The 25,519-nt window shown below is 50.1% G+C and carries 22 protein-coding genes; 20 read left to right on the top strand and 2 right to left on the bottom strand.

Annotation, left to right across the window (positions count from 1 at the left end):
* The first annotated feature begins 127 nt into the window (after positions 1-127).
* The 5 genes from JOD01_RS07365 (at position 128) to JOD01_RS07345 (ending at position 6,555) form a co-directional block, all read left to right on the top strand.
* Entirely contained in the window at positions 128-2,557 is a 2,430-nt protein-coding gene (locus tag JOD01_RS07365; RefSeq protein WP_204517625.1) for a DNA internalization-related competence protein ComEC/Rec2, read from the top strand.
* Between the two features lie 47 nt (positions 2,558-2,604).
* Positions 2,605-3,153 (top strand): RNA polymerase sigma factor, encoded by a 549-nt coding sequence (locus JOD01_RS07360; RefSeq protein WP_204517624.1) that lies wholly within the window; start codon positions 2,605-2,607, stop codon positions 3,151-3,153.
* Positions 3,153-4,115 carry a hypothetical protein gene (locus tag JOD01_RS07355; protein WP_204517623.1) on the top strand — a complete coding sequence of 321 codons (963 nt, stop codon included), beginning with the start codon at positions 3,153-3,155 and terminating at the stop codon, positions 4,113-4,115. Before JOD01_RS07360 ends, JOD01_RS07355 begins: the two co-directional genes overlap by 1 nt.
* A gap of 234 nt (positions 4,116-4,349) precedes the next feature.
* A complete protein-coding gene (gene holA / locus JOD01_RS07350; RefSeq protein ID WP_204517622.1) occupies positions 4,350-5,396 on the top strand; it encodes a DNA polymerase III subunit delta in 1,047 nt (348 codons plus the stop codon).
* A 169-nt stretch (positions 5,397-5,565) separates the two neighbouring features.
* On the top strand, positions 5,566-6,555 hold the full coding sequence (locus tag JOD01_RS07345; protein ID WP_204517621.1) for a bile acid:sodium symporter family protein: 990 nt from the start codon (positions 5,566-5,568) through the stop codon (positions 6,553-6,555).
* Positions 6,556-6,626: 71 nt separating this feature from the next.
* On the opposite strand, the gene rpsT is transcribed toward JOD01_RS07345, so the two are convergent.
* Entirely contained in the window at positions 6,627-6,902 is a 276-nt protein-coding gene (gene rpsT, locus JOD01_RS07340; RefSeq protein ID WP_204517620.1) for a 30S ribosomal protein S20, read from the bottom strand.
* Positions 6,903-7,058: 156 nt separating this feature from the next.
* On the opposite strand from rpsT, the gene gpr reads away from it, so the two are divergent.
* The 9 genes from gpr (at position 7,059) to JOD01_RS07295 (ending at position 16,921) form a co-directional block, all read left to right on the top strand.
* Positions 7,059-8,159 carry a GPR endopeptidase gene (gene gpr / locus JOD01_RS07335; protein ID WP_204517619.1) on the top strand — a complete coding sequence of 367 codons (1,101 nt, stop codon included), beginning with the start codon at positions 7,059-7,061 and terminating at the stop codon, positions 8,157-8,159.
* A gap of 127 nt (positions 8,160-8,286) precedes the next feature.
* Positions 8,287-9,462: a stage II sporulation protein P gene (spoIIP, locus tag JOD01_RS07330; RefSeq protein ID WP_204517618.1), complete on the top strand. Its 1,176-nt coding sequence runs from the start codon at positions 8,287-8,289 to the stop codon at positions 9,460-9,462.
* An 8-nt stretch (positions 9,463-9,470) separates the two neighbouring features.
* Entirely contained in the window at positions 9,471-9,785 is a 315-nt protein-coding gene (locus JOD01_RS07325) for a DUF3679 domain-containing protein (RefSeq protein WP_239565297.1), read from the top strand.
* A gap of 192 nt (positions 9,786-9,977) precedes the next feature.
* Positions 9,978-10,946 (top strand): ABC transporter ATP-binding protein, encoded by a 969-nt coding sequence (locus tag JOD01_RS07320; RefSeq protein ID WP_204517616.1) that lies wholly within the window; start codon positions 9,978-9,980, stop codon positions 10,944-10,946.
* 18 nt (positions 10,947-10,964) lie between these two features.
* Positions 10,965-11,936 (top strand): dipeptide ABC transporter ATP-binding protein, encoded by a 972-nt coding sequence (locus tag JOD01_RS07315; RefSeq protein WP_204517615.1) that lies wholly within the window; start codon positions 10,965-10,967, stop codon positions 11,934-11,936.
* 101 nt (positions 11,937-12,037) lie between these two features.
* Entirely contained in the window at positions 12,038-13,696 is a 1,659-nt protein-coding gene (locus JOD01_RS07310; protein WP_204517614.1) for an ABC transporter substrate-binding protein, read from the top strand.
* Between the two features lie 87 nt (positions 13,697-13,783).
* On the top strand, positions 13,784-14,794 hold the full coding sequence (locus JOD01_RS07305) for an ABC transporter permease (RefSeq protein ID WP_204517613.1): 1,011 nt from the start codon (positions 13,784-13,786) through the stop codon (positions 14,792-14,794).
* A gap of 18 nt (positions 14,795-14,812) precedes the next feature.
* On the top strand, positions 14,813-15,700 hold the full coding sequence (gene nikC / locus JOD01_RS07300; protein WP_204517612.1) for a nickel transporter permease: 888 nt from the start codon (positions 14,813-14,815) through the stop codon (positions 15,698-15,700).
* A 117-nt stretch (positions 15,701-15,817) separates the two neighbouring features.
* Positions 15,818-16,921 carry a M24 family metallopeptidase gene (locus JOD01_RS07295; protein WP_204517611.1) on the top strand — a complete coding sequence of 368 codons (1,104 nt, stop codon included), beginning with the start codon at positions 15,818-15,820 and terminating at the stop codon, positions 16,919-16,921.
* 118 nt (positions 16,922-17,039) lie between these two features.
* On the opposite strand, the gene JOD01_RS07290 is transcribed toward JOD01_RS07295, so the two are convergent.
* Entirely contained in the window at positions 17,040-17,690 is a 651-nt protein-coding gene (locus JOD01_RS07290) for a VOC family protein (protein ID WP_204517610.1), read from the bottom strand.
* A gap of 155 nt (positions 17,691-17,845) precedes the next feature.
* Here JOD01_RS07290 and JOD01_RS07285 point away from each other — a divergent pair, with 155 nt between their 5' ends.
* From JOD01_RS07285 to dnaK, 6 genes are all read left to right on the top strand, one after another.
* Complete coding sequence (locus JOD01_RS07285) at positions 17,846-18,415, top strand: GNAT family N-acetyltransferase (protein ID WP_204517609.1); 570 nt, start codon at positions 17,846-17,848, stop codon at positions 18,413-18,415.
* A gap of 174 nt (positions 18,416-18,589) precedes the next feature.
* Entirely contained in the window at positions 18,590-20,407 is a 1,818-nt protein-coding gene (gene lepA / locus JOD01_RS07280; protein WP_204517608.1) for a translation elongation factor 4, read from the top strand.
* A gap of 123 nt (positions 20,408-20,530) precedes the next feature.
* The gene (gene hemW / locus JOD01_RS07275; RefSeq protein WP_204517607.1) at positions 20,531-21,676 is read left to right on the top strand and encodes a radical SAM family heme chaperone HemW; all 1,146 of its coding nucleotides are present in this window, start codon (positions 20,531-20,533) and stop codon (positions 21,674-21,676) included.
* A gap of 112 nt (positions 21,677-21,788) precedes the next feature.
* A complete protein-coding gene (hrcA, locus tag JOD01_RS07270; RefSeq protein ID WP_204517606.1) occupies positions 21,789-22,808 on the top strand; it encodes a heat-inducible transcriptional repressor HrcA in 1,020 nt (339 codons plus the stop codon).
* A 109-nt stretch (positions 22,809-22,917) separates the two neighbouring features.
* A complete protein-coding gene (grpE, locus tag JOD01_RS07265) occupies positions 22,918-23,484 on the top strand; it encodes a nucleotide exchange factor GrpE (protein ID WP_275581938.1) in 567 nt (188 codons plus the stop codon).
* 58 nt (positions 23,485-23,542) lie between these two features.
* Positions 23,543-25,384 (top strand): molecular chaperone DnaK, encoded by a 1,842-nt coding sequence (gene dnaK, locus JOD01_RS07260; RefSeq protein WP_204517604.1) that lies wholly within the window; start codon positions 23,543-23,545, stop codon positions 25,382-25,384.
* The last annotated feature ends 135 nt before the right edge of the window (positions 25,385-25,519 follow it).

Below are 25,519 nucleotides of genomic sequence, written 5' to 3'. Positions count from 1 at the left end.
CTATCATGTATTAGACAGCAGTGCAATCTCTCCACAGTACCAGAAATGCCTGGAAAACAATTGCTTTTTTTGTCCCTGTTGCTTTGCCTACGATAAAAACGATCGCTTGTATCAAGGAGTCGGGGACATGGGGAAACGATTGAAGGAAAGATTGTTCGGACTCAGTATCGCCGCGGTTGTCGGCTTGCTAATTGCTGCTTATGCAAAACCGTTTCTCATCGCAGCGGGAGCCGCAGTCACGCTGGGCTGCTGTCTGCCGTTGTCTAATCGGAAGAAACGGACGGTTTTGGTGTATTTGTTCACAGCGATTTGTTTCGCCGCTTACTTTTATGTTTATGATCATTTGCATCAATCGACGCTCGTGGAATACGTTGCTAAAGACGGGGTGGAGCTGTCCGGCATCATTGATTCTGCTGTGGAGCGAGACGGAGATCAAGTTCGTTTTTACGCAAAGGTGGACTTATGCAAAGTCCGGGCGAATGTGATACCGGTGCGGCCACGCGAGCGAATTGCCTTTCGCGTCAAATTGAACGAACAAGCGCAGATTGAGCAGGCGGCCAGGTGGCGGCAAGGGCATCGGCTTACCGCCGTCGTGTCACTGTCATTGCCGGCAAAGGCCAGCAATCCTTATGCGTTTGATTATGCCGATTATTTGCGGTGGCAAGGGGTGACGGTTACCGCGCAAACGCAATTTGAACAGGTGACGATCGACTTGGCCTCGGCCAATCTGTTTACCTTTTTTGAAAACTGGCAGGCGCAGGCCGCCCGGCAATTATCGCTCGTTTTCACAGACGAGACAATTGCCGGGTATATGCAATCGCTGCTCTTGGGCATGCAAAGCAACGTTTCACCTGAGCTGGAGGAAACATATGCCAATCAGGGATTGATTCATGTGCTTGCCATTTCCGGACTGCACGTTACCTTGGTAAGCGGTTTGTTTTTATGGGTGGTGGAAAAAGTCGGGATCAGCCGGGAGAAAACGACCGGCCTGACCTTGTTGTTCATAGTGGTGTATGTTTTGTCGGTCGGTGCCAGCTCTTCCGCCGTAAGAGCGGGGATCATGGGCATGCTCGGCATTTGGGGGAGGAATTCCGGGAAACGGCTGGACGTCTTGCAAATTTGGGCGGCTGCACTGTTGTTGATGCTGGCCATCAACCCTTATCAATTATGGCAGATCGGGTTTCAGCTCTCGTTTGTCGTTACGCTCGGTCTGCTCATCTATGTTCCGATATTGTCGCAATCGCCTTATCCAAGGAAGGCGTGGCTGCGTACCGCATTTGCCGTAACGTGGTCGGCGCAATTGATTTCTTTTCCCTTTTTAATTTATTGGTTTCATCAGTTTTCGCCACTTTCCTGGCTGCTCAATTTGCTGCTTGTCCCGATATTGTCTTTTATTGTGCTGCCGGCGGGATACGTGCTGCTCGTCACCGGATGGTTGCATCCTGCTCTGGCTTATTTTCCCTCCAAGCTGATCAGCTGGATTTTGCAGACATTGCATCCGCTGTTGCTGGAAATCGATCGGTTGCGGATTCCTTTTTCTTATTGGCCGCACCCGCAGCCGATCTGGCTATGCTCTTACGCAATTTTTCTTGTTTTGCTCCCGGTTTTATGGCACAGAGGGTTTCGCCGAAGACGCGATGCTGCATTCTATGGGATGAGCTTAGTTCTTTTGCTCGTATTCGCCCGGCAGCCGTTTGACAACGGGAACGAAGTGAGGGTCACTTTTCTGGATGTCGGGCAAGGAGATTCTATCGTTGTCGAGGTAGGCAAGAAAAAGGTATACTTGATAGATAGTGGTGGAACTATCCCCTTTTCCCGTGAAAAGTGGCGGGAGAAGCGGGAACCATTTGAAGTGGGGAAAAATGTGGTGCTTCCGTATTTGAAGGCACGCGGTATTGAACGGATTGACCATCTCGTGCTGACGCATGGAGATTACGATCATATTGGCGGTTTTTTCGCGATCATAAACAAAGTGTCAGTTGGCAGCGTACTTGTAAATGGAACCGAACCATCCGATCAAGAGAGAAAGCTGCTTGATTTGCTGCAGCAACACGGGGTTTCGATCCAAACAGGCGAGCCAGCCGAGATGTGGACGGATCGGGAGGATGTGTATTGGACATGGTTGCATCCCGGTCCCGATACGCAAACAGGCGAAAATGACGCATCGCTGGTATTGCTGCTGAGTGCGTATGGAAAACAAATTTTATTTACGGGTGATCTCGAACAAACGGGGGAAGAACAGCTGCTCAAAAGCGGTCTCCTGCCCCGAGTTGATGTATTGAAAGTGGGGCATCACGGCAGCAAGACGTCTACTTCGTTGCCGATGCTGAAAAAAACGCAGCCCGACTTGGCAATTATCTCTGTCGGCAAAAACAATCGATACGGGCATCCCTCGAATGAAGTCATTCAACGGTTAACGGATGCAGGAACGCTCATTTTGCGAACCGACCGGCAAGGGGCGGTTACATTGCATATTCGGCCGGACAGTCTGACATGGGAAAGTCAGCTTCCCCTTGCCCAAAGTCAAGAAAATTACAACTATGATAGCTCGCAGTAAAAACTGCAACCTTTTCGCAGAGCGTCACGTCTGTAGGGGGGAGAAGAATGAATCAGGAAGCAGAGCTGATCAGCAGGGCCAAAGCGGGAGACCATGAGGCGTTGGTTGAACTGCTCCGCTCAATCGAAAACTCTGTCTACCGCAGCGCTTACTATATCCTGGGAAATGAACAGGATGCGCTTGACGCTACTCAAGAAGCGTTGATTCGCGTATACCGCAAAATTGATTCTTATCAAGAACGAGCGAAATTTAGCACGTGGGTGCAGCGGATCGTCAGCAACATCTGCATTGACAAATTTCGCAGCAGAAAAGAGACGATTTCCATCGAGCAGCATGAACTGTCGATACCGGATCAACATAGTGTTGAAGAAGAAATTCTTTACAACGGTTTGACCCGCGATATCGAGTCGGCGATTCAAAAATTGCCCGAGCAATATCGCATGGTCGTCGTGTTTCGCTACTTGCGAGACATGTCTTATCAGGAAATAGCCGATGCGTTGGAAATTCCGCTTAATACGGTCAAGTCGTATTTATTTCGCGCTAGGCAACAGCTTCAGCAAATGCTGTACGATTATCAGAAAGGGGGGATTGGGTAATGCAAAGGGAAGACGCGCTTGAACTGATTCAACGAGATCTTGATCACGATTTAAACATGTTGGAACAGCAACGATTGGCCGTACTGCTGCAAAGAGAGCCGGAACTGCAACTGATCTATGATCGCCTGAAGAGCGTCTCTGACCAATTGACCCAACTCCCCCCTGTAACACCAAAAATCAGCATTGTGGACGCGATCTTGCCCAAGCTGGAAGCGGAACGGCGTCAATCTTTCGGCAGTCAGGCGGCGGCCAACGAGCCGGAAGTGGCCAGATTGGCAGTGAAGCAACGGGCTGACCGTCCAAGCAAGCCGAAGAAAATGCCGGTCTGGTTGGCAAAGCTGGGCTCAGGCGTTGCAGCAGCCTGTTTGCTGATCGGCGTTGTTTTGTATGGAATCAGTGCCAATCAAGATTTGCGCAACGGCTCCCATCCGGGAAATCAGCCGTCGAAAGTGGTGGATGCACCGTCGCAACCGGTTGAACAGCCACAGCTGCCGGAACCGGAAACGAAAGAGCCGACGCCGAAAGAAACGCCGCAAACGGAGCAGTCTCCGATCAAACCGCAGACGAAAACGGCGGAGGGGGAAAAACAGAGTGTTCCGGCGGCGACTCCGAAGCAGGAAGTGATTACGGAGCTTCCGTCAAATGGCACCTTGCCAAGAAAAGAGGTTCCGGAAACGAACCGACGGGATTTTCCGACTGGTTCGAAGGACAATCCGCTTGCCACACCGCAACGTTATGGCAATGAACAACAATATGGTACGGCTGGCGTAAGACAAAAACCGGCTGGCGTTGAAAAAAAGCGGTCGGGGAACGGCCCGGAGCAAAAAAATGAAAATCAGGATCAGGGAAAAGAAGCAAACAAAGCAACCGGCAATAAAAACAATCTCGGCAATAACGGCCGGCATAACGGAAAATGGGAGGATCCTCCCGGGAAAGCGATTGGCCGGGAGAAACGGGATTAAGGAACGAAAATGGTTGAACGGACCGGCACCAAACGGCAGCTCCTTGCGTAAGTTATACTACCAAGCACCCCCTGCTTACCGTTTATGGAGGAGAAAACCCGGGGGCTTCTCCTTAGACGTTTACATAGAGGTGCCTAAGCGAAAAACCGTGGCGATCCGAATCCCACGGCTTTTTCAGTTTTCCAATATTAAGATGTTTGGACAAGCCGACTTTGCGAAGAAAGGGGTAACAGGGTGGTACCATTACATTCAGTCATTCGCGATCTAAAAGAGAAAAAATTTGCGCCGGTTTATGTGATTTATGGAACAGAATCTTTTCTCGCAGAGGAATTTATGGACACAGCGCGCCGGCAAATGGTCGATCCCGCTTATGCCGATTTGAACTACAGTCAGTATGATTGTACGGAAACGGAGTTAGCGGAGATTTTGACCGATGCGGAAACGCTGCCGTTTTTATCCGAACATCGGCTGGTGATTGCCCGTCAGGCTTACTTTCTGACCGGAATGAAACCTCCGGCCAAGACGGAGAGCAATCCGGAAGCATTGCTTGCCTATTTGGAAAATCCGCCCGAATACACTTCCTTAATTTTGGCGATCGAGGCGGACAAGCTGGATGAGCGAAAAAAACTGGTCAAGCTTCTGCAACAGCGAGCGGTCGTTTTGTCTTTTGCTCCGTTGCGTGACAATGATTTGCTGGCCTGGATCGAGCGGCGTGCCGAGCAATATCAGGTCGTGATCCATCGTCCGCAAGCAGCCAATCTAATTGAAAGAATTGGCGGCGAACTTCGTCTGCTGGATAAAGAATTGGAGAAAATGGCTCTCTATCTCGGCAAACCCGGGGCGGTTATCAGCGATGAAGTCATTGAATTGTTGTCCTCCCGTACTTTGGAGCAGGATGTTTTTCAACTGATTGAACAAATAGTCACCGGTCGTCTGGAACGGGCTTTTCGCACCCTGTATGACTGTTTGAAAACAGGAGAAGAACCGATCCGCCTGCTTGCCTTGTTGGCGCGGCAATTTCGCTTGCTGCTGCATGTGAAGCAATGGGCACCGCGCGGCTATACGCAGCAACAGTTGGCGGGCATGCTGAAGGTTCACCCTTATGCGGTGAAAAAGGCGATGGAGCAAGGACGATACTTTAAGGAAGAATCATTGCGGAGACTGTTGGGATATTTGGCGGAAGAAGATTTCCGCATCAAATCGGGCCAGGTGGAAAAGAGATTGGCAATCGAGTTGTTTGTCACAAAAGTGGCTGCGGAGCTGCAAAAAAGTGTGCAGTGACCGCGGGGTATGGGACTCCCGTTTGTTGCGTCGGCAAGAGCGGGATTTTCTTTCAACAGTTGTTCATCTCTTTTCAATATTTATAAATAGTGTTAAAATACATACAAAATTTTTCGGGCTGGCTGATTTTTTACCGTTCTAACAGCAGCAGCAAATGAGAGGGTTTTTTATGGCTATTTTGCAAAAATATAACGCGATACTGGAGAAGCTGATGCCGATTTCCACGCCGCTGAGTGTGCTGATTGGCGTGCTGTTCGGCTCCTGGTTGCACCCGTTCGCATTTTTATCTCCGTGGATTTTCGCTTTTATGACTTTTACAGGAAGTCTCGGGTCGAACTTTTCGGAATTGGGCAAAGTGGTCAAACAGCCTCTGCCGATGCTGGTCAATCTGTTGATTTTGCATGTTTTGATGCCGCTGATTGCCTGGACGGCCGGGACTCTTTTGTACCCTGACGATATTCATACGATTACCGGTTATGTATTGGCTGCCGCGATCCCGACGGGAATCACCAGCTTTATTTGGGTGTCCATCTACAAGGGGGATATTCCGCTTACCCTGTCGATCATCCTGATTGATACGCTGCTGTCACCGCTGATTGTTCCTTTCTCGCTGCATTGGCTGGTGGGAGCGGAGGCGAATATTGACGCTGCTTCGATCATGAATGGGTTGCTCTTTATGATTGTCATCCCGTCCGTACTGGGGATGGGGCTGAACCAGCTGACTCGCGGGAAAGTTAAGACGGTCCTTGGCCCAAGGCTGTCGCCCTTCTCCAAAACGGGACTGTCGTTGGTAGTGATGATTAATGCCTCTGTAGTTTCTCCCTATCTGCGGCAAATCGACAGCAAGCTGATCGGAATGGCGGTGGCCGTGTTTTGTATTGCCGTGCTTGGTTATTGGCTCGGGTGGGCTTTGTCCAAACTATTCCGCTGGAAACGCGAAGTGGTTGTTACGTTAACCTACAACTGCGGAATGAGAAACATTAGCGCCGGAGCGGTGTTGGCGATTGCTTATTTTCCGCCGCCGGTAGCGGTTCCGGTTGTGTTGGGCATGCTTTTTCAACAGGTGCTCGCTTCCGTTTTCGGATTGTTCTTGCGGACGGTTGAACGAGACAAAACAGACCAAGCGATTTCGCTAACGGGAGAATCGGTCTCCAAGTAGCGGTCGCGTCTGTCTTATAAATACGAAAAAACCCGTGAACATGAAGTTCGCGGGTTTTTTGCGATCACACCTTATGCTACTGGAGCAGTCAGGGTGTTCATTTTTTTCATCAAGCGTGACTTTTGACGGTTTGCTGCGTTTTTATGAATAAGACCTTTGGTAGCAGCTTTATCCAACTTTTTCACAGCTACCAGAAGAGTGGATTTTGCCAACTCAACATCGTTTGCAGCTACGGCTTTCTCAAAGCTTCTTACTGCGGAACGCAGATCGGATTTTTGGGAAGCACGTTGTGCGCGACGTTTTTCAATTTGTTTGGTACGCTTGATCGCGGATTTAATATTTGGCATGTATGTCACCTCCTTAGGACGAAAAAACACATCGGTTCTTGCAAGAAATACAACAAAACTTATTCTAGCACGCAGTTTGGCTGATTGCAAGAAAGGATTCGGAATAAAATTAGAAAGATCAAGCAAACTAAAACTAGCAGAAGGGAGTGGCAATGGATGGAACATAACGTGAATTTGGCTGGCTACGATGTCCGAACCGATCTGGCTGTAGAAGCGCATGAACGGATACGCCAGCAAGCGGAAAGCGATATACCCGGGGTGACGCTGGAAACGGACGAAAGCGAACCGGGAATCAAAGTGACGCGCTTGCATGTCCAAAGCGAGCAGGCGGCCAGGGAGATCGGAAAGCTGGTCGGCCATTATGTAACCATAGAGGTGCCGAAACTGCGAGATAACGATACAAAGATAGAAGAGCAAGTGATGGCCCGCTTCAGCACAGAATTCCAGCAATTTCTTGAACGAATGGGAATCACTGCGGAGCAAAAAGCGCTGGTGGTTGGATTGGGGAACTGGAATGTTACGCCCGATGCCTTGGGCCCGATGGTCGTGGAAAACTTGCTGGTCACGCGCCATCTGTTCTCTTTGGCGCCGGATTCGGTTGAGCCGGGTTATCGCGAAGTCAGCGCGATCTCGCCGGGAGTGCTGGGAATCACCGGAATTGAAACAAGTGAAATCGTCTATGGCGTTGTCGAGCAAAGCAAACCTGATTTTGTGATCGCGATTGACGCGCTGGCTTCTATGGCTTTGCATCGGGTCAACACCACGATCCAAATATCGGATACAGGTATTCACCCCGGCTCGGGCGTAGGCAACAAACGCAAAGCGCTCGATCAGGCGACGCTTGGCGTGCCGGTGATCGCCATCGGCGTACCGACAGTCGTTTTTGCTTCGACGATCGTCAATGACGCCATTACTTATCTCTTGGGTCATTTCGCTCAGTCACTGCAAGAAAGCAAGCGAGCTTTCAACCGATTGGCGCTCAGCAATCTGCCTGAACGCAAAGAGCCATATACGGAAGCGGATTTGCCCGATCCCGAGTCACGCCGGACGTTTATGGGGCTGGTCGGTTCGCTCAATGAACAAGAGAAACGGCAATTAATCCATGAAGTGTTGCGACCGCTTGGACAAGATCTGGTCGTCACTCCCAAAGAAGTGGACGATTTTATGGAAGGCATCTCGAACATCATCGCCAGCGGCTTGAACAACGCGCTGCATCGGGCGGTCAATCGGGAAAACAGCGGTGCTTATACGCACTAAGAACAAGCGAGATTTGAAGCAAATAGAAAATGAACGCAAAAAACTAGGGTTGCTAGTTCTACCTGCTTTCTACTAGACATAGGTATTAGTAGTAAAATGCTAAGCCATCGTCAGAGGAGGGGGAGAAATGGCAACCCTTATTCAGCGTCAATTCATTTTTCTATCTTTTCTTACGGCCTTTCTGTTTGTCATCAGCGGTGTGCTCACATTGAACGGACACCGGCTGCTATTTACATCTGCGACTGTTCAGCAGGTGACGGCCAAAGTTTCCAGCATTGCGTTGCTATCGATTATGGGGCAAGAGATACCGGCGCTCAGTCAGTCTGTCCATCCGCCTTCCGCGAGGGCCAGTGAAAGTTTGACCTCATATATGTTTCACATATTAACCGGAGTGCAGCCGGGCGATTGGCACGGTGTAATAGAGCAGGAAGTGCCGGGACTGCTAACGTTCGAAAGCAAGCAAGGAACGAAACAGGAGCAGGCGATGGACCTTTTGACGATCGAGTATCCTCAGGCGGTACCGAATACCGGCCAAGCGGCAACGGCCGAGGACGACCAGGCCAATGCAACGGACAAGCCCAAGACGGAGACGATCGCTTCACCGCCGGTGGCCAAACCGACGACGGATGGGAAGAAAATTGTGTTTGTTTATCATACGCATAATCGCGAGTCGTGGCTGAGTGTCACCAAGATGGATCAGCAAACCGAATCTGTCAACGATTCAAAGGTCAATATCACCCTGGTTGGCCAAAAGCTGGCGGAAGCTTTAAATGAACGGGGAATCGGCACAGAGGTCAGCACTGCCGACATTTATCAGCGGTTGGTCGATGCCGGTAAACGCTATCCCCTCTCTTATGCCGAATCTTTGAAGGAAGTGCAGGCCGCCGTGCAGCAAAACCGCGAACTTCACTATTTTTTTGATTTGCATCGCGATTCCAGTCCGCGAAGCGAAACGACCGCGACGATCAACGGAAAAACGTATGCGCGCCTAAAGTTTGTGATCGGCAAAGGCAACAAAAACTATGAGCAAAACGAAAAATTTGCCAATGAGCTCAAGCAACTGCTGGAGCAAAAATATCCCGGTTTGACCCGAGAAATTTCGTCCAAAGGGGAAAATAGCGGTGATGGCGAGTATAACCAGTCGGTCTCTCCGGGCAGTCTGTTAATAGAAATTGGCGGGATCGAAAACGTTCCCGAAGAGTGCTATAACACAGCGGAAGCTTTTGCGGATGTGTTTGCGGAATATTACTGGCAAGCGGAGCGGGTCAATGCAGCGCAACCGCAGGAAGCGAAGGAAGGCTGACAGGGGGGATGGTTGTGAATGTCACCGCGAAATTGACGGGCTTGCTGCTCATTCTGTTTCTCGGCATTGCGCTAGGCTTGCAGGCAGCGGAAAAAGGAATTTACAAAGTGGAAGGGTTGCCTGAGCAAAAGCCGCAAACGTTTTATATCAAAAAAATCGATAACGGCGAGATGGAAATAGCGGTGATGGGAAAGCATGTCGAAGCGCGTCCCAAGGAGATGGTCAATTATGTCAGCAGCCTGGGCAATTCGCTGGGACAAGCGATAAAAACCGGCATCCAGCAGGCGGTTGATTGGCTCTCCTCTTACTTTGAACCCTCTTAAAGAAATCCAGGAAATGCATGAATCCGCCTAATTACGTTTAATTAGGTGGATATTTTTTTAGTATAAATTTAAATAGTATGAATAGTTGCAATTCACATTTTGTTTTATCTTGTCAATAAATTAGGTTAATGGCATAATGTTTCTCACAGTTGGTTTTTATTACAAATTCGTTCGGCAAGAGGGGTGCGATTTTTGACACAGCCTATTTTGGAATTAGTAAACTTGCAAACGCACTTTTTCACTGATAATGGACAAGTTCCGGCGGTAGACGGGGTGACGATTACTGTCAATCGGGGCGAAATTTTGGGAATCGTCGGCGAATCCGGCAGTGGCAAAAGTGTTACCTCGCTTTCCGTCATGAAATTGATTCCCAATCCCCCTGGCAAAATTGTCGGTGGTTCAATCAAGTTTAAAGGCGAAGATCTGGTGCAAGCGAGTGAGAAAAGGATGAAACAAATTCGCGGCAATGAGATCGCCATGATCTTCCAGGAACCGATGACCTCGCTCAATCCGGTCTTTACCATTGGCAATCAAATTTCGGAAGCCATTCGCTTGCACACGAAAGCTTCCAAAGCGGAAGCGAGAAAGCAAGCGATTCAAATTTTGAACAGGGTAGGAATTCCCCGCGCAGAACAAATTGTCGATGAGTATCCCCACCAGCTTTCCGGGGGAATGCGCCAGCGCGTGATGATTGCCATGTCCATGGCCTGCAATCCGGAATTGTTGATTGCGGATGAGCCGACGACAGCGCTGGATGTGACCATTCAGGCGCAAATCCTCGATTTAATGCGCAAATTGAACGAAGATTCAGGTACGGCCATCATGTTGATTACTCACGATCTGGGGGTGGTTGCAGAGATGTGCCACCGCGTTGTCGTGATGTATGCCGGAAATATCGTGGAAGAAGGGGACGTGCGGACGATCCTGAAACAGCCAAAACATCCGTACACCATCGGCTTGCTCAATTCCATTCCAACCATGGATGGCAAGAAAGAGCGGCTTTATTCCATTCCGGGAAATGTGCCGACCCCGGGTTCGTTAAAAGCCGGTTGCCGCTTTGCGCCCAGGTGTGAGCACGCGACTGACAAGTGCAGGGCAGCAATGCCGGAATTGCTCCAAGTTGGCGAGAATCACCGATCCCGCTGCTGGTTGAACGAATAATCCGAAAGGAGCATGGATGTGAACCAGGAACTACTTACAGTAAAAAACCTGAAAAAATATTATCCAATCACAGGCGGCGTCCTTGGGAAAGAAGTTGGCCAGGTGAAAGCGGTTGACGATGTAACGTTCAGCATTCGACGAGGAGAAACATTTGGTTTGGTCGGGGAAAGCGGCAGCGGAAAATCGACGACCGGCCGTTCGTTGTTGCGACTGATCGAACCAACCTCCGGAGAAGTGTGGTTTGACGGAAAACAGGTGACGTCGTTAAAGAAAGACGAACTGCGTCCGCTTCGGCGGGATATGCAGATTGTGTTCCAAGATCCTTTCGCTTCGTTGAATCCACGACATACTGTTGCCAAAATCCTCGAGGAACCGTTGCAAGTACATAACATCGGCACGCCGGCCGAACGGCGGAAAAAAGTAGAGCAAATGCTGGAAATCGTCGGCTTGAACAGCTATCACGCCCAACGCTATCCCCATCAGTTCAGCGGCGGTCAGCGTCAGCGGATCGGCATTGCCCGCGCGTTGATGCTCAATCCGAAGTTGATTGTGGCTGACGAGCCGGTATCGGCGCTCGATGTATCCATCCAGTCGCAGGTACTCAATCTCATGCAGGATTTGCAGCGTGATTTCGGGCTGACCTACCTGTTTATCGCCCACGATTTGAGCGTTGTTCGTCATATTAGCGACCGGGTCGGAGTCATGTATTTGGGCAGGCTTGTTGAATTGGCTCCGAGTGAACAGTTATATGAAAAACCGCTGCACCCGTATACCCAGGCTTTGTTGTCTGCTGTTCCGGACCCTGATCCTGACAACAGAAGAGAACGGATCATCCTGCAGGGCGAGTTGCCCAGTCCGGCCAATCCGCCGAGCGGATGCACATTCCACACCCGCTGTCCCCATGCGATGGACATTTGCCGTACGGTGCGACCAGAATTTCGCGATATCGGGGGAGACCATTTTACGGCTTGTCATTTGTACAACGAGTGATCGCGAAATCTGAAGGGTTACGGAAAAAGGGGGGATGCGGGGGAAATAGTTAGCGAACCAGGCATTCGTCAGTCGGAGAGAAAAACAAAGGGGGATATGAAATGAAAAAAGGAGTGTTAAGCGCTGCACTATCCGGCTTGCTTGCTTTATCGCTGGCATTGGCAGGATGCAGCGGATCGCAACAAGCGCAAACAACCGATAACGGACAACAGGCACCCGCAGCGGACCAAGCGGCCGACAGTGCCAGCAGCGGTCCGAAACAACTGATCGTTGGACGCGGTGCCGATTCGCCTGGATTGGACCCGATCACGGTGACAGACGGTGAGTCCTACAAAGTAACCGAAAATATTATGGAAACGTTGGTGAACTTTGAAGAGACCAATACAAATGTCGTTCCCGGACTGGCTGAAAGCTGGGAAGTGTCGCCTGACGGTTTAACCTATACATTTAAACTTCGCCAGGGCGTAAAATTCCACGACGGCTCTGATTTTAACGCTGATGCCGTCAAGTTTAATTTTGACCGCTGGATGGATAAAAGCAACCCATTGCACAACCCGGAAGGTTTCCAATACTACAACGACATGTTTGGCGGCTACAAAGGGGATGAAGGCCATGTCATCAAATCGGTTGATGTGGTCGATCCTTCTACGGTGAAATTTACGCTGAACCGCCCGTTGGCGCCATTCATTGCCGACTTGGCCATGTCTCCGTTTGCCATCGCGTCGCCAAAAGCGCTGCAAGAAATGGGTCCGGAGAAATTTAACGAGCATCCGGTAGGAACAGGTCCGTTCAAATTTGTTGAATGGAAGCGGAATGATACGATCACATTGGAGAAAAACCCGGACTACTGGAACAAAGGTTATCCAAAAGTCGATAAACTTGTGTTCAAGGTTATTCCGGAAAACAGCGCGCGTTTGACCGCACTGACTTCCGGTGAAATCGATCTGATGGATGGCCTGAATCCGGATGATGCGGAAACGGTAAAAAGCAACCCGGATCTGCAACTGATCCTCCGTCCGTCGATGAACATCGGTTTCCTCGGCTTCAACACCGAGAAAAAACCGTTCGACAATCCAAAAGTACGGGAAGCGATCGCTTATGCCGTAAACAAACCGGCTTTGGTAGAAGCGTTCTGGAACGGTTTGGGCCAACCGGCGAAAAACCCGTTGCCGCCTTCGATTTGGGGCTATAACGACGACATCAAAGACCGTGAGTTCAACTTGGATAAAGCGAAGCAATTGCTGGCGGAAGCAGGTTTCCCCAATGGCTTTAAAACCACATTCTGGGCAATGCCGGTACCGCGTCCTTACATGCCGGATGGACAAAAAATTGCCGAAGCGATTCAACAAGATTTAAAACAAATTGGTGTTGAAACGGAAATCGTCACGATGGAATGGGCGACTTATCTGGAAAAAACCCGCAAAGGGGAACAAGATATGTTCCTGCTTGGCTGGAACGGTGATAACGGTGATCCGGACAACTTCCTGTACACCTTGTTGGATAAAAACAACATCGGCAGCAACAACAACACCCGTTATAACAATGAAGAAGTTCACCAACTGCTGATCAAAGCTCAATCGGCTGTCACTCAGGAAGAGCGGGAAAAACTGTATAAGCAAGCGCAAGAAATTATTTTCAAAGATGTGCCGATGGTGCCGATTGCTCACTCTGAGCCTGCTCTGGCAGCAAGTGCAAAAGTGATCAATTACAAACCGCATCCAAAAGGTTCCGAAAGTCTCGAAAAAGTAGACATTCAATAATCCAGCAGTTCTTACTGGCGTCAGGGTAAGAGGAGTTCCCCTCTTCTTACCCTTTCCTCATGCATCTTATCTTTTGAAAGCGAGGAGATGGCATTGTTATCCTATACAATCCGAAGAGTGCTCATGCTCATCCCCGTTTTATTGGGAATGTCCATCATCGTGTTTTCCATCATCCATGCCATCCCGGGCGATCCTGCTTTAACGATCTTGGGTGAAAAGGCAAGTCCGAAAGCTGTCGAAGAATTCCGCGAAGTGTTGGGGCTGAATAAGCCGCTTTACGAGCAATATTTTCTCTTCCTTAAAGATATTTTAACTGGCAATTTGGGTGTATCTTTGCATACAAAAGCGGAAATCACTTCGGAGATTGGGCCGTATTTGGCGGCGACTGTGGAATTGACCGTATTCAGCATGATATTTGCGATTTTTATCGGGGTAAACGCGGGGATTATTTCCGCGTGGAAACAAAATTCCTGGTTTGACTACATCTGTATGCTCATTGCCTTAATCGGGGTATCGATGCCGATCTTCTGGCTGGGGTTGATGGAACAGTGGTTTTTTGCGCAGGAATTAAAATGGCTCCCGTCGGTAGGCCGTGACAGCTCGCGTGATCCGGTAACTGCAATTACACAATTTTACATAATTGATACAATTTTGGCCGGGCGTTGGGATCAACTGAAAGACGTAATCTCGCACTTGATTCTGCCTGGTATTGCCTTGGGAACCATTCCGATGGCGATCATTGCGCGGATTACCCGTTCGAGCATGCTGGAAGTGATGCGCTCGGACTATATTCGCACAGCGCGGGCCAAAGGTTTGGGCCAATTTTTCGTGGTCTACAAACACGCTTTGAAAAACGCCTTTATTCCGATCCTGACGATCATCGGATTGCAAACCGGTTTGTTGCTGGGCGGAGCCGTGTTGACCGAAACGATTTTTGGCTGGCCGGGGATCGGTCGCTATATTTACACGGCGATCGGCAACCGTGATTATCCGGTCATTCAGTCAGGGATTTTGGTGATCGCCACCATTTTCGTCGTGATCAATCTGCTGGTCGATCTTCTGTATGCCCTCATCGATCCACGTATTAAATATCGCTAGAAGGAGGGAGGTTACGATATGGCACAAGTTGAAACCCAGACAGTAGTTCAATCGAAAGAAAAGGTTTCCTCGCCTTGGCGCGATGCATGGAAGGTATTGCGGAAAAACAAGGCGGCGGTGATCGGGTTTATCATCATTTTGTTCTTCATTGCCATCGCTTTGCTTGCTCCTTTCATCACGGATTACAAATACGATGAAGGGGTGCTGACGGATAAAAATAAGCCGCCATCCGCCGAACACTGGTTTGGCACGGACTATAATGGCCGCGATGTGTTCACCCGCGTAGTATATGGCGCGCAGTTGTCTCTGTGGGTTGGCTTCTTTTCCGTCATCGGCTCGATTATTGTCGGCACATTTTTCGGGCTGTTGGCAGGCTATTACGGTCGTTGGATTGATATGCTGATTTCGCGCATATTTGACATCATGCTCGCTTTTCCGAGCATCCTGCTGGCGATCGCGATCGTGGCGATTCTGGGCCCTTCCTTGCAAAATGCGTTGCTGGCCATCTCGATTATTAACGTTCCTACCTATGGACGGCTCGTTCGCTCACGAGTATTAAGCCTCAAAGAAGAAGAATATGTGACGGCAGCAAGGGCGATTGGGATGAAAGATTCCCGAATCTTGTTTCGGCACATTTTGCCAAACAGTCTGGCGCCCATTATCGTAACAGGGACGTTGGGTATTGCCACGGCGATTATCGAAGCGGCTTCGCTCGGGTTTCTTGGATTGGGTGCACAAGCGCCCGAGCCGGAATGGGGCAAAATGCTCGCAGATTCCCGCCAGTATATCCAAAAAGCGCCGTGGACTGTCATCTACCCCGGTCTGTCGATCATGTTGACTGTATTGGGCTTTAACTTAATCGGTGACGGTCTGCGCGATGCGCTCGACCCGCGGATGAAAAATTAAACAGCTCATCAAAAACTGGAAGCCCGCTCGAAACACGGGGGATATACCCGATCGCGGGCTTTTATTTTTTCTTCAATTTCCCATCGGAAAATGGTATCCTCACAGTAAAGAACAGGAATGGCGGTGGAACCCTTGAACAATCGACTTGAACAAATTCAGCGATATATGGATCATCAGAAACTGGATGCTGTGATCATCACCTCTCCACGGCATGTGTATTATTTGACCGGGTTTAACTCCGATCCGCATGAACGATTTCTCGGTCTGGTCATTCCCCATGGCGATGAGCCTGTCTTGATCACGCCGGAATTGGACCGTCAGGCGGCCAGTCAGGCTTCCAGCGTGCAAAAAATTGTCACGCATACCGACACCCAAAATCCGTACGAAGTGCTAAAAAGTACGTTGCCTTCATCGCTTCGTCAGGTCGGTATCGAAAAAGGGCACTTGACCGTCAATCGTTACGAACAATTGAAGGCGGCAATCGGGGCGGAAGTTTTTTTGGATATGGAAGCGCTGCTGCAGGAGATGCGTTCGGTCAAAACAAGCGAGGAAGTGCAACGGATCAAGCATGCGATCCGTCTGGTCGAGGATGTATTGCGCGAAGGTCTGAAAAAAGTACAGGTGGGCGTAACCGAGATTGAGATTGTTGCCGAACTGGAATACCAAATGAAGAAGCTGGGTGCCCAGGGGCCATCATTCGAGACGATGGTATTGGCCGGGGAAAAGTCGGCGTTGCCGCACGGAAAGCCGGATCATCGCCCCATTAAGGAAGGCGAATTTTTGCTGTTCGATTTGGGCGTTTATGCGGATGGATACATTTCCGATATTACCCGGACATTTGCGGTTGGGCGCGTCACCCAGCGCATGGCTTCCATGTATGAAGCGGTATTGGCCGCCAATCGCGCGGGGATCGACGCGACAAAGCCCGGCGTGACTTTCGCCAGCATCGATCAGCAAGCGCGCGAAGCGATCGCCGAGCGTGGCTACGGTGAATATTTTATCCATCGCCTCGGTCACGGAATGGGACTGGAGACACACGAGTATCCCTCGGTTCATGGGGAGAATCAAGATATCGCCAAAACGGGAAACGTGTTTACGATCGAACCGGGTGTTTATATTCCCGAAGTGGGCGGCGTACGAATCGAGGATGACGTGCTGGTCACAGACAACGGTTGTGAAGTGTTGACAACGTTTCCGAAAGAATTGAAAATTATTGGCTGATGTACGGACAGTGAGATCGCATGTCCGCCCTGAAGGATGGAGTGGCAGTGAATGCTGTCGACTCCATCTTTTTTATGGACGGGAGCAAGCTGCGGGATGCGGAGAGTAAGCCGATTGGTTAGTTTGGCGGAAACAAGATGCCGTTTTTGTCAAAATAGGCAAAACTTTCTTCGGCTGCTTGGACAACGCGAAAGCATCCGTTACTCATGCGGAAACTGACGGCTGAGGAGGAGCGGTCCGGTTTTTGCCCGAAGATTTTCTCCAGGAGGTTGGTATCCGCTTGCCAGAAAGGGCTGTACAGAATCACTCCCTGCTCTTGCTCGCTTTCGGGAGAGACGCGCGGTTGATTATATTGGACGAACCATGGCAAATGAGCAGCGCTGCCGACCATTTGAAAGCGGATCGTTTGTCCTGTCGGATCGACCGCTTCTTGCGGAGTTGTCACATAAGTGGGATAAAAATTGCTTTTCAATGTTTTCTTTACGTGCACCAAGCGATCGGTTTCCAAAATCAACGAGTAATAACCAGCTCCTTTTTCTGCCAAAAACTGTTGCAGGGCGCTGCCGCCTTCGGAAGCAGCGATTTGCGACTGATCTTCGATAGACGTCACTTCCAAAAAGCCACCGCCGGGAAGGGGATAGATCCGCGTGGCTACGCCGGGAAAAGATGTGCCTGTCGCAGCTACAGACAGACCGCGTTCCCGCCGCAGGAACGAATCCACTTCGTCGGGCTTTGTTGTCGCATAAACCAGGCGATCCAGCTGAATCATCTATGATCTCTCCTTTCACTTCCTAACAATCTATCATAATCTCTGGATGAATGCGAATTTTGCCAAGCCGGCTCCCCCCAAAAGGGTACAATAGAAGGTAGCAACATTTTGATCGCATGTTCGGGTGATCCGACGGAAGGAAAGGAGGAGGCGCAGTGGACGAAATCACCTATCAACTTGCCGTACAGTGGGACGAGGCCGCCTGGTTGGCGGCAGAGCCCATTTATGAACAAGCGTTTCCCGATGGCAGAAAAAGCCGTGAGATCATTCGCCGGATGTTTGCCAGAAGGCTGTGCCAGCTGCACACGATTTGGCAAGGGGCGGACATCGTCGGAATGGCCTTGAGCGGATTGGACGAGCAGGCAGGAGCCTTGGTCGTCGATTATTTGGCGATTCGCCAGGATCTGCGCGGCAGAGGCCTTGGCCATCTCTTGCTGGAACAAATCGGGCGGTGGGCTTGTACGTTACCAGGCTGTAAAGGAATGATTGTCGAAGTGGAGGCAGAGTCATCAGAGGAAAATCGACGGCGCGTCCGCTTCTGGGAAGCAAACGGTTTTCACCTGACAGCGTATATACACAAATATATTTGGGTGCCGGAACCTTATCAGGCGATGTACCGAAACTTTGATGAGCGCCATCCGCTGCCGAAGGAGGGCAAGCAGCTGTTTCGGATCATTACCCGATTTCATGAGAAAGCGTATCGGCGTTCGCTTGCTGATTCGTGACATGAAAGAGGCGGAATCCTCTCGCAGCGTTGCATGGGTGAACAGCCTGCTTATTGCTACTCCCATCATGCTTTGCTATAATCAATCTTAGTGCAATTTTTACGGTTACAATCGATTCTCATATAAATGTTAATCGCGCAAGCACTTCTGATTGCGTGGGAGGGAAACAAACGAATGGATCGTCGAGAAAGACAGAAAAAAATTCGCAACTTTTCCATTATCGCTCACATTGACCATGGAAAATCAACCTTGGCCGACCGGATTCTCGAACTGACGGGAGCCCTGTCCGAGCGGGAAATGGAAGCGCAATTTCTAGATACAATGGATTTGGAACGAGAGCGCGGGATTACGATCAAACTGAATGCCGTGCGGTTGAATTATAAAGCGGATGACGGAAACGACTATATTCTGCATTTGATCGATACGCCTGGACACGTCGATTTCACTTATGAAGTGTCCCGCAGCCTCGCCGCCTGCGAGGGTGCGCTGCTGGTCGTCGATGCCGCGCAGGGGATCGAAGCGCAAACATTGGCCAATGTCTATTTGGCTTTGGACAATAATCTGGAGATTATCCCGGTCATCAACAAGATTGACTTGCCCAGCGCCGAGCCGGAGCGCGTCCGCCAAGAAGTGGAAGATGTGATCGGCCTGGATGCCAGCGAAGCTTGTCTCGCTTCCGCCAAGGCGGGAATCGGCATCAAGGATATTCTGGAAGCGGTTGTGCAAAAAGTGCCCGCGCCCGAAGGAGATCCGGATGCGCCGCTGCAAGCGTTGATTTTCGACTCCTATTTTGACCCTTATCGCGGGGTGATCGCTTCTGTGCGAATTGTCAACGGCACGCTGCGCAAAGGCATGAAGATCAAAATGATGGCGACCAACAAAACGTTTGAGGTAACGGAAGTGGGTACATCCACACCTCGGCAAACCCAGGTCGACGAGCTGACTGTCGGCGATGTTGGCTATGTTGCCGCGTCGATCAAAACGGTTGGCGACACGCGGGTTGGGGATACGATCACAGATGCGGCGCGTCCGGCGTCCGAGCCGTTGCCGGGTTACCGCAAAATCAATCCAATGGTTTTCTGCGGCCTATACCCGATTGACACCAGCGATTACAACGATTTGCGCGATGCCTTGGAAAAATTGCAGTTAAACGATGCTTCATTGCAATTTGAACCGGAAACATCGCAAGCGTTGGGCTTCGGTTTCCGCTGTGGCTTCCTCGGTTTGCTGCATATGGAAATTATTCAGGAGCGGATCGAGCGGGAGTTTAACATTGACCTGATTACGACTGCCCCGAGCGTTATTTACCGGGTGACGATGACCAACGGCGAAATGATCGAGATCGATAACCCTTCCAAAATGCCGGAAGTGCAAAAGATCGACTTTATTGAAGAACCATATGTAAACGCAACGATTATGGTCCCAAAAGATTATGTGGGCGACGTCATGCAACTGTGCCAGGGAAAACGCGGCGATTTCCTCGATATGCAATATCTCGGGGAAAATCGCGTCCAGCTCAAATATGATATGCCGCTTTCCGAAATCGTGTATGACTTCTTTGACCTGTTGAAATCGGGCACAAAAGGTTACGCTTCTTTCGACTACGAACTGGCCGGCTACAAACCGTCCAAGCTGGTCAAACTGGACATCTTGCTCAATGGCGAAGTGGTCGATGCGCTGTCGTTTATCGTCCACAAAGACAATGCCTATGCACGCGGCAAGGTCATCTGTGAAAAATTAAAAGAATTGATTCCGCGCCAGCAATTTGAAGTACCGATTCAGGCGGCTATCGGAAATAAGGTTGTTGCCCGCGAAACGATCAGCGCGATGCGCAAAAACGTTTTGGCGAAATGCTATGGCGGGGACATCACCCGGAAACGGAAGCTGCTGGAGAAGCAAAAAGAAGGGAAAAAGCGGATGAAAGCCGTCGGCTCCGTAGAAGTTCCACAAGAAGCGTTCATGGCTGTCCTGCGGATGGATGACAAAAAGTAGGAAACGACCGGTTGCTCTATCCCGCGGACCGGCTGGCAAACAACTCCAAATCACGACCTGGCCAACGAAACTGGCGGGTCGTGATTTTCTATGCGAAACTTAACCGAAAAAGGAGGGAGTGACATGGCTCCCCAATCCGTCTATATTCATATCCCGTTCTGTACAAATAAATGCTATTATTGCGACTTTAATTCGTTTGTGACCAAAAATCCGCAACTGATCTGGGACTACCTGGAAGCGCTTGATCGGGAAATGGCGCTGACGTTTGCGGAACAACCGCCCGAGCAAGTCAAAACAATCTTCGTTGGAGGCGGCACGCCGACCTTTTTGGATCAGGCGCAGATGGCCGCTTTTCTGCAGATCGTTCATAAGCATCTGAACAAGCATTTGACTGTGGACCTGGAATTTACGATGGAGGCGAATCCGGGAACAACCGATCGGGACAAGCTGGCGCTCATGCGCGCCGAGGGAGTTAACCGACTCAGTTTTGGCGTACAATCGTTTGACAACAGATTGTTGAAACGGTTGGGGCGGATTCACGATGTGGATGATGTATACCGCAGCATCGACAACGCCATTGCCGCAGGATTCCAAAATATTTCCATCGACCTGATGTTTGGTTTGCCCGAACAAACGGAAGAAATATTTGCGCAGACTTTGCAAAAAGCGTTTGAAATGCCGACTACGCATTTTTCGGCATACAGCTTGAAAGTCGAGGAAAATACATTGTTCCATACCCTCTATCAAAAAGATCAGCTGCCGCTGCCGACGGAAGAGGCGGAATTGGCCATGTATATGATGCTGATCGATCAAATGGAACAGCACGGTTACCCGCAGTACGAAATCAGCAATTTTGCTCGACCGGGAATGGAAAGCAGACATAATAAAACGTATTGGCTCAACAATGAATACTATGGTCTGGGAGCAGGAGCGCACGGCTATGCAAACCATCAGCGGCACGTCAATGCCGGGCCGCTGGCGATCTATATGCAGATGTGCAACAAAGGATTGCCGCGGGTTGAACAGTTTGCGGTCAGTGACAGCGGAGCGATGGAAGATGAACTAATCCTGGGCTTGCGGCTGATGGAAGGCGTTGACTTGCAACGGTTTGCCAAACGGTATGGCCGTTCGGTGGAAGAGGAATTCGGCCCGATCGTGCAGGAAGAAAAGGAAAAAGGGATGTTGATTGAAGAAGAAGGCTTTTTGCGCTTGACCCGTAAAGGTCTTCCGCTGGGCAATGAAGTATTTGCTCGTTTTCTCAGAGATTAAAATCCTTTAACACGTTGAAAACATTGACAAAAACTTCTTCTACTGCTACTTTTATAGTATGATTTAGCACTCAATCAGCAGGAGTGCTAACAAACAGGGGGCGAACAGCAGCATGTTATCAGACCGTCAGCGAATGATCTTGAATGCGATTGTCGATAATTATATCCATTCTGCCGAACCTGTCGGCTCCAGAACGATTTCGAAGCGCGAAGATATTGGCTTTAGTTCGGCCACCATCCGCAACGAAATGGCTGATCTGGAGGAGCTTGGTTATTTGGAGCAGCCGCATACGTCCGCCGGAAGAATCCCTTCGACCAAGGGATATCGTTTTTATGTAGACAACCTGATCCAACCGCAATTTTTGTCGCAAGTGGAAGTCGAAAAGCTGAAAAAATTGTTTGCGGACCGTATCCACCATTTCGAACAAGTGATTGAATCGACGGCTGCCATCTTGTCGCAAATGACCAATTATACGTCGATTGTGCTTGGTCCGGAAATTTTCGAGCATCGTTTGAAGCATATCCAAATCGTCCCGCTGAACGCAGCACAAGCTGTGGCGATAGTGGTCACCCATACCGGCCGTGTGGAAAACAAGCTGTTTGACTTGCCTGTGGGAATTCAGGCTTCGGAGATCGAGAAGCTGGTCAACTTGCTCAACAGCAGGCTGCGCGATGTGCCGTTCTGGCAGTTAAGACAGCGGCTCTATCAGGAGATTGCCGGTGAAATGCAGCGGAATATGGAGCAATACGCGGAAATTCTGCAAGTCATCGAAGATTCTTTCAGCAAGGATGAAAGCGACAGAGTGCTGTTGCGGGGCGCAACAAAAATCATGGAGCAGCCCGAATTTCGCGATGTGGAGAAAGTGAAGGACATTTTGGAACTGCTCGAGCAAAACGACAAAGTCATCCGTTTGTTTGGTTCCCCGTCCCAAGGCATGCAAATTCGAATTGGTCAGGAAAATCACCTGGAAGCCATCAAACAATGCAGTGTCATCACCACTTCGTATTATCTGGAAGGAAAGCCGGTTGGCATGATCGGTATTCTCGGTCCGACCAGAATGGAGTATTCCAAGGTAATTTCGGTGTTGGACTTCTTGGCGAAAGGTTTGTCCAAGATACTGAATGAACAGTAGCATTTATCACGGTATGACGCGGGGTTTTTCCCGCCTACAATAGAAAGTGAATGGAAGCATCTGTTATCTGTGGGCAACGGAGCAGTTGTTTTGTAGGAGGTAATGCATGTTGAGTGACGAAAAAACACCAATCGAACAAGAACAGGAGTCCGGCAACGAAGCCGCCAAGGAAGCGACTGAAGCGGCAAGTGCTGAATCGGCCGAGCAGACATCTGCGGTGAAACCCGAGGAGACGGTTGAGCATTGGAAAGCTTTGGCGGAGGAACACCAAAGCCGGATGTTGCGGACACTGGCTGATATGGAAAACTTGCGCAAAAGAGTTCGGCGCGAACAAGAAGACTTGCAGAAATATGCTTCCTTGAAAGTGATCGAGGAACTGCTGCCAGCGCTCGACAACTTCGAGCGCGCCCTGAACGTCGACAAAGAGACGGTCACGGTTGAATCGTTGCTGCAAGGAGTCAATATGGTCTATCGCCAGATGGTGCAAGTGTTTGAAAAAGAAGGTTTGACGCCGATTGAAACGGCAGGGAAACCATTTGACCCCAATCTGCATCAAGCCGTGATGCAGGTCGAGGACACCAATCTCCCATCCGGGGCTATTGTCGAAGAGTTGCAGAAAGGCTATCAGTTTAAAGATCGAGTGATCCGGCCGGCTATGGTTAAGGTCAATGCTTGACCTGTTTTGGTGTCGAGGCCGTTTCATGAATGAGAGATATTGAAGGAGGAACTACGTAATGAGTCGCGTAATTGGTATTGACTTGGGTACAACAAACTCTTGTGTGGCTGTAATGGAAGGCGGAGAGCCGATCGTTATTGCCAACGCGGAAGGAAACCGGACAACACCTTCTGTTGTCGCATTTAAAAATGGTGAACGGATTGTCGGTGAGGCGGCAAAACGTCAAGCGATTACCAACCCTGACAATACAGTCATTTCGATTAAACGCTGGATGGGAACTGACCATAAAGTTACATTGGAAGGAAAAGATTACACGCCGCAGGAAGTCTCCGCAATGATTCTGCAAAAATTGAAGGCAGATGCGGAAGCTTACCTGGGTCAACCGGTGACTCAGGCGGTTATTACCGTTCCGGCCTATTTTAACGACAGTCAGCGTCAAGCGACAAAGGATGCCGGGAAAATCGCCGGTCTGGAAGTGCTGCGGATCGTCAACGAACCGACTGCTGCTGCGCTGGCATATGGTATTGAGAAGAGCGAAGACCAGACGGTGCTCGTCTTTGACCTCGGCGGCGGTACGTTTGACGTGTCCATTTTGGAGCTGTCTGACGGCTTCTTTGAAGTGAAAGCAACCTCCGGTGACAACCGTTTGGGCGGTGACGATTTTGACCAAGTCATCATTGATTATCTCGTAAGTGAGTTCAAGAAAGAGCATGGCATCGACTTGTCCAAAGACCGGATGGCCTTGCAACGGCTGAAAGATGCAGCGGAAAAAGCGAAAAAAGACTTGTCTGGTGTTTTGACCACCACGATCTCGCTGCCGTTTATCACTGCGGACGCAACCGGTCCGAAACACTTGGAATTGAATTTGACGCGCGCGAAGTTTGAAGAACTGTCTGCCAACCTGGTCGAACGGACGATGGGGCCAACTCGCCAAGCGTTGCAAGACGCCGGCTTGACGCCAAACGACATCGACCGTGTCATTCTCGTCGGTGGGTCTACCCGGATTCCGGCTGTGCAGGAAGCGATCAAAAAATTTATCGGCAAAGAACCGCATAAAGGCGTTAACCCTGACGAAGTCGTCGCGCTCGGTGCGGCTGTTCAAGCGGGCGTCTTGACCGGCGATGTGAAAGATGTCGTTCTGCTGGACGTCACCCCGCTTTCGCTCGGGATTGAAACTTTGGGCGGCGTGTTCACCAAATTGATTGACCGGAATACGACCATCCCGACCAGCAAATCGCAAGTATTCTCCACGGCAGCCGACAATCAGACTTCAGTTGAGATCCATGTTCTCCAAGGGGAACGTCCGATGGCAGCCGACAACAAGACTTTGGGCCGTTTCCAATTGACCGATATTCCACCGGCGCCGCGCGGAATTCCGCAAATCGAAGTCAGCTTTGACATTGACGCCAACGGGATTGTAAACGTTCGTGCCAAAGATTTGGGCACCGGAAAAGAACAACGAATCACGATTACTTCTAACTCGGGCTTGTCCGATGAAGAAATCGAACGGATGGTAAAAGAAGCGGAAATGAACGCAGAGGCGGACAGAAAACGGAAAGAAGAAGTGGAAGTCCGCAATGAAGCCGACCAGCTCGTCTTCACCACCGAAAAAACGTTGAAAGAGGTCGAAGGCAAAGTCGATCAGGCGGAGGTTGACAAAGCCAATGCCGCCAAAGACAAGTTGAAACAAGCGCTGGAAGGCGGCAACATCGAAGAGATCAAAGCGGCCAAAGACGAATTGTCGCAAGTGGTTCAACAAATCTCGATCAAGCTTTATGAGCAAGCGGCTCAGGCTGCGCAAGCGCAAGGCCAAGCGGAAACCGCGGGAGCACAAGGCGGCAGCGCGAAAGATAATGTCGTCGACGCAGATTATGAAGTAGTCGATGAAGACAAGAAATAAGCAGGAATGAGATTGAGCCTGACGATGGGCTGCCGATCGATTCCAATCAAGGATGCGAACTAAACAGTGCGATCAAAAAAGTCAAAGTCAAGGTAAGCTGGCTTTGACTTTTTTTCAAGTCAACTCCACAAAACA

It is taken from the genome of Brevibacillus fulvus (assembly GCF_016908525.1).
In the GTDB taxonomy this organism is placed as follows: Bacteria; Bacillota; Bacilli; order Brevibacillales; family Brevibacillaceae; genus Brevibacillus_G; species Brevibacillus_G fulvus.
This window is presented reverse-complemented; position numbering and strand designations above follow the sequence as displayed.

What these genes read in the sequence shown, in the direction of transcription:
- lepA (WP_204517608.1), top strand. Translation starts at nt 18,590, where the DNA reads ATGGATCGTCGAGAAAGACAGAAAAAAATTCGCAACTTTTCCATTATC.
- JOD01_RS07355 (WP_204517623.1), top strand. Translation starts at nt 3,153, where the DNA reads ATGCAAAGGGAAGACGCGCTTGAACTGATTCAACGAGATCTTGATCAC.
- hemW (WP_204517607.1), top strand. Translation starts at nt 20,531, where the DNA reads ATGGCTCCCCAATCCGTCTATATTCATATCCCGTTCTGTACAAATAAA.
- rpsT (WP_204517620.1), bottom strand. Translation starts at nt 6,902, where the DNA reads ATGCCAAATATTAAATCCGCGATCAAGCGTACCAAACAAATTGAAAAA.
- JOD01_RS07325 (WP_239565297.1), top strand. Translation starts at nt 9,471, where the DNA reads ATGGTTGTGAATGTCACCGCGAAATTGACGGGCTTGCTGCTCATTCTG.
- spoIIP (WP_204517618.1), top strand. Translation starts at nt 8,287, where the DNA reads ATGGCAACCCTTATTCAGCGTCAATTCATTTTTCTATCTTTTCTTACG.
- dnaK (WP_204517604.1), top strand. Translation starts at nt 23,543, where the DNA reads ATGAGTCGCGTAATTGGTATTGACTTGGGTACAACAAACTCTTGTGTG.
- hrcA (WP_204517606.1), top strand. Translation starts at nt 21,789, where the DNA reads ATGTTATCAGACCGTCAGCGAATGATCTTGAATGCGATTGTCGATAAT.
- JOD01_RS07365 (WP_204517625.1), top strand. Translation starts at nt 128, where the DNA reads ATGGGGAAACGATTGAAGGAAAGATTGTTCGGACTCAGTATCGCCGCG.
- nikC (WP_204517612.1), top strand. Translation starts at nt 14,813, where the DNA reads ATGGCACAAGTTGAAACCCAGACAGTAGTTCAATCGAAAGAAAAGGTT.
- JOD01_RS07305 (WP_204517613.1), top strand. Translation starts at nt 13,784, where the DNA reads ATGGCATTGTTATCCTATACAATCCGAAGAGTGCTCATGCTCATCCCC.
- JOD01_RS07345 (WP_204517621.1), top strand. Translation starts at nt 5,566, where the DNA reads ATGGCTATTTTGCAAAAATATAACGCGATACTGGAGAAGCTGATGCCG.
- JOD01_RS07295 (WP_204517611.1), top strand. Translation starts at nt 15,818, where the DNA reads ATGGCGGTGGAACCCTTGAACAATCGACTTGAACAAATTCAGCGATAT.
- gpr (WP_204517619.1), top strand. Translation starts at nt 7,059, where the DNA reads ATGGAACATAACGTGAATTTGGCTGGCTACGATGTCCGAACCGATCTG.
- JOD01_RS07360 (WP_204517624.1), top strand. Translation starts at nt 2,605, where the DNA reads ATGAATCAGGAAGCAGAGCTGATCAGCAGGGCCAAAGCGGGAGACCAT.
- JOD01_RS07290 (WP_204517610.1), bottom strand. Translation starts at nt 17,690, where the DNA reads ATGATTCAGCTGGATCGCCTGGTTTATGCGACAACAAAGCCCGACGAA.
- JOD01_RS07310 (WP_204517614.1), top strand. Translation starts at nt 12,038, where the DNA reads ATGAAAAAAGGAGTGTTAAGCGCTGCACTATCCGGCTTGCTTGCTTTA.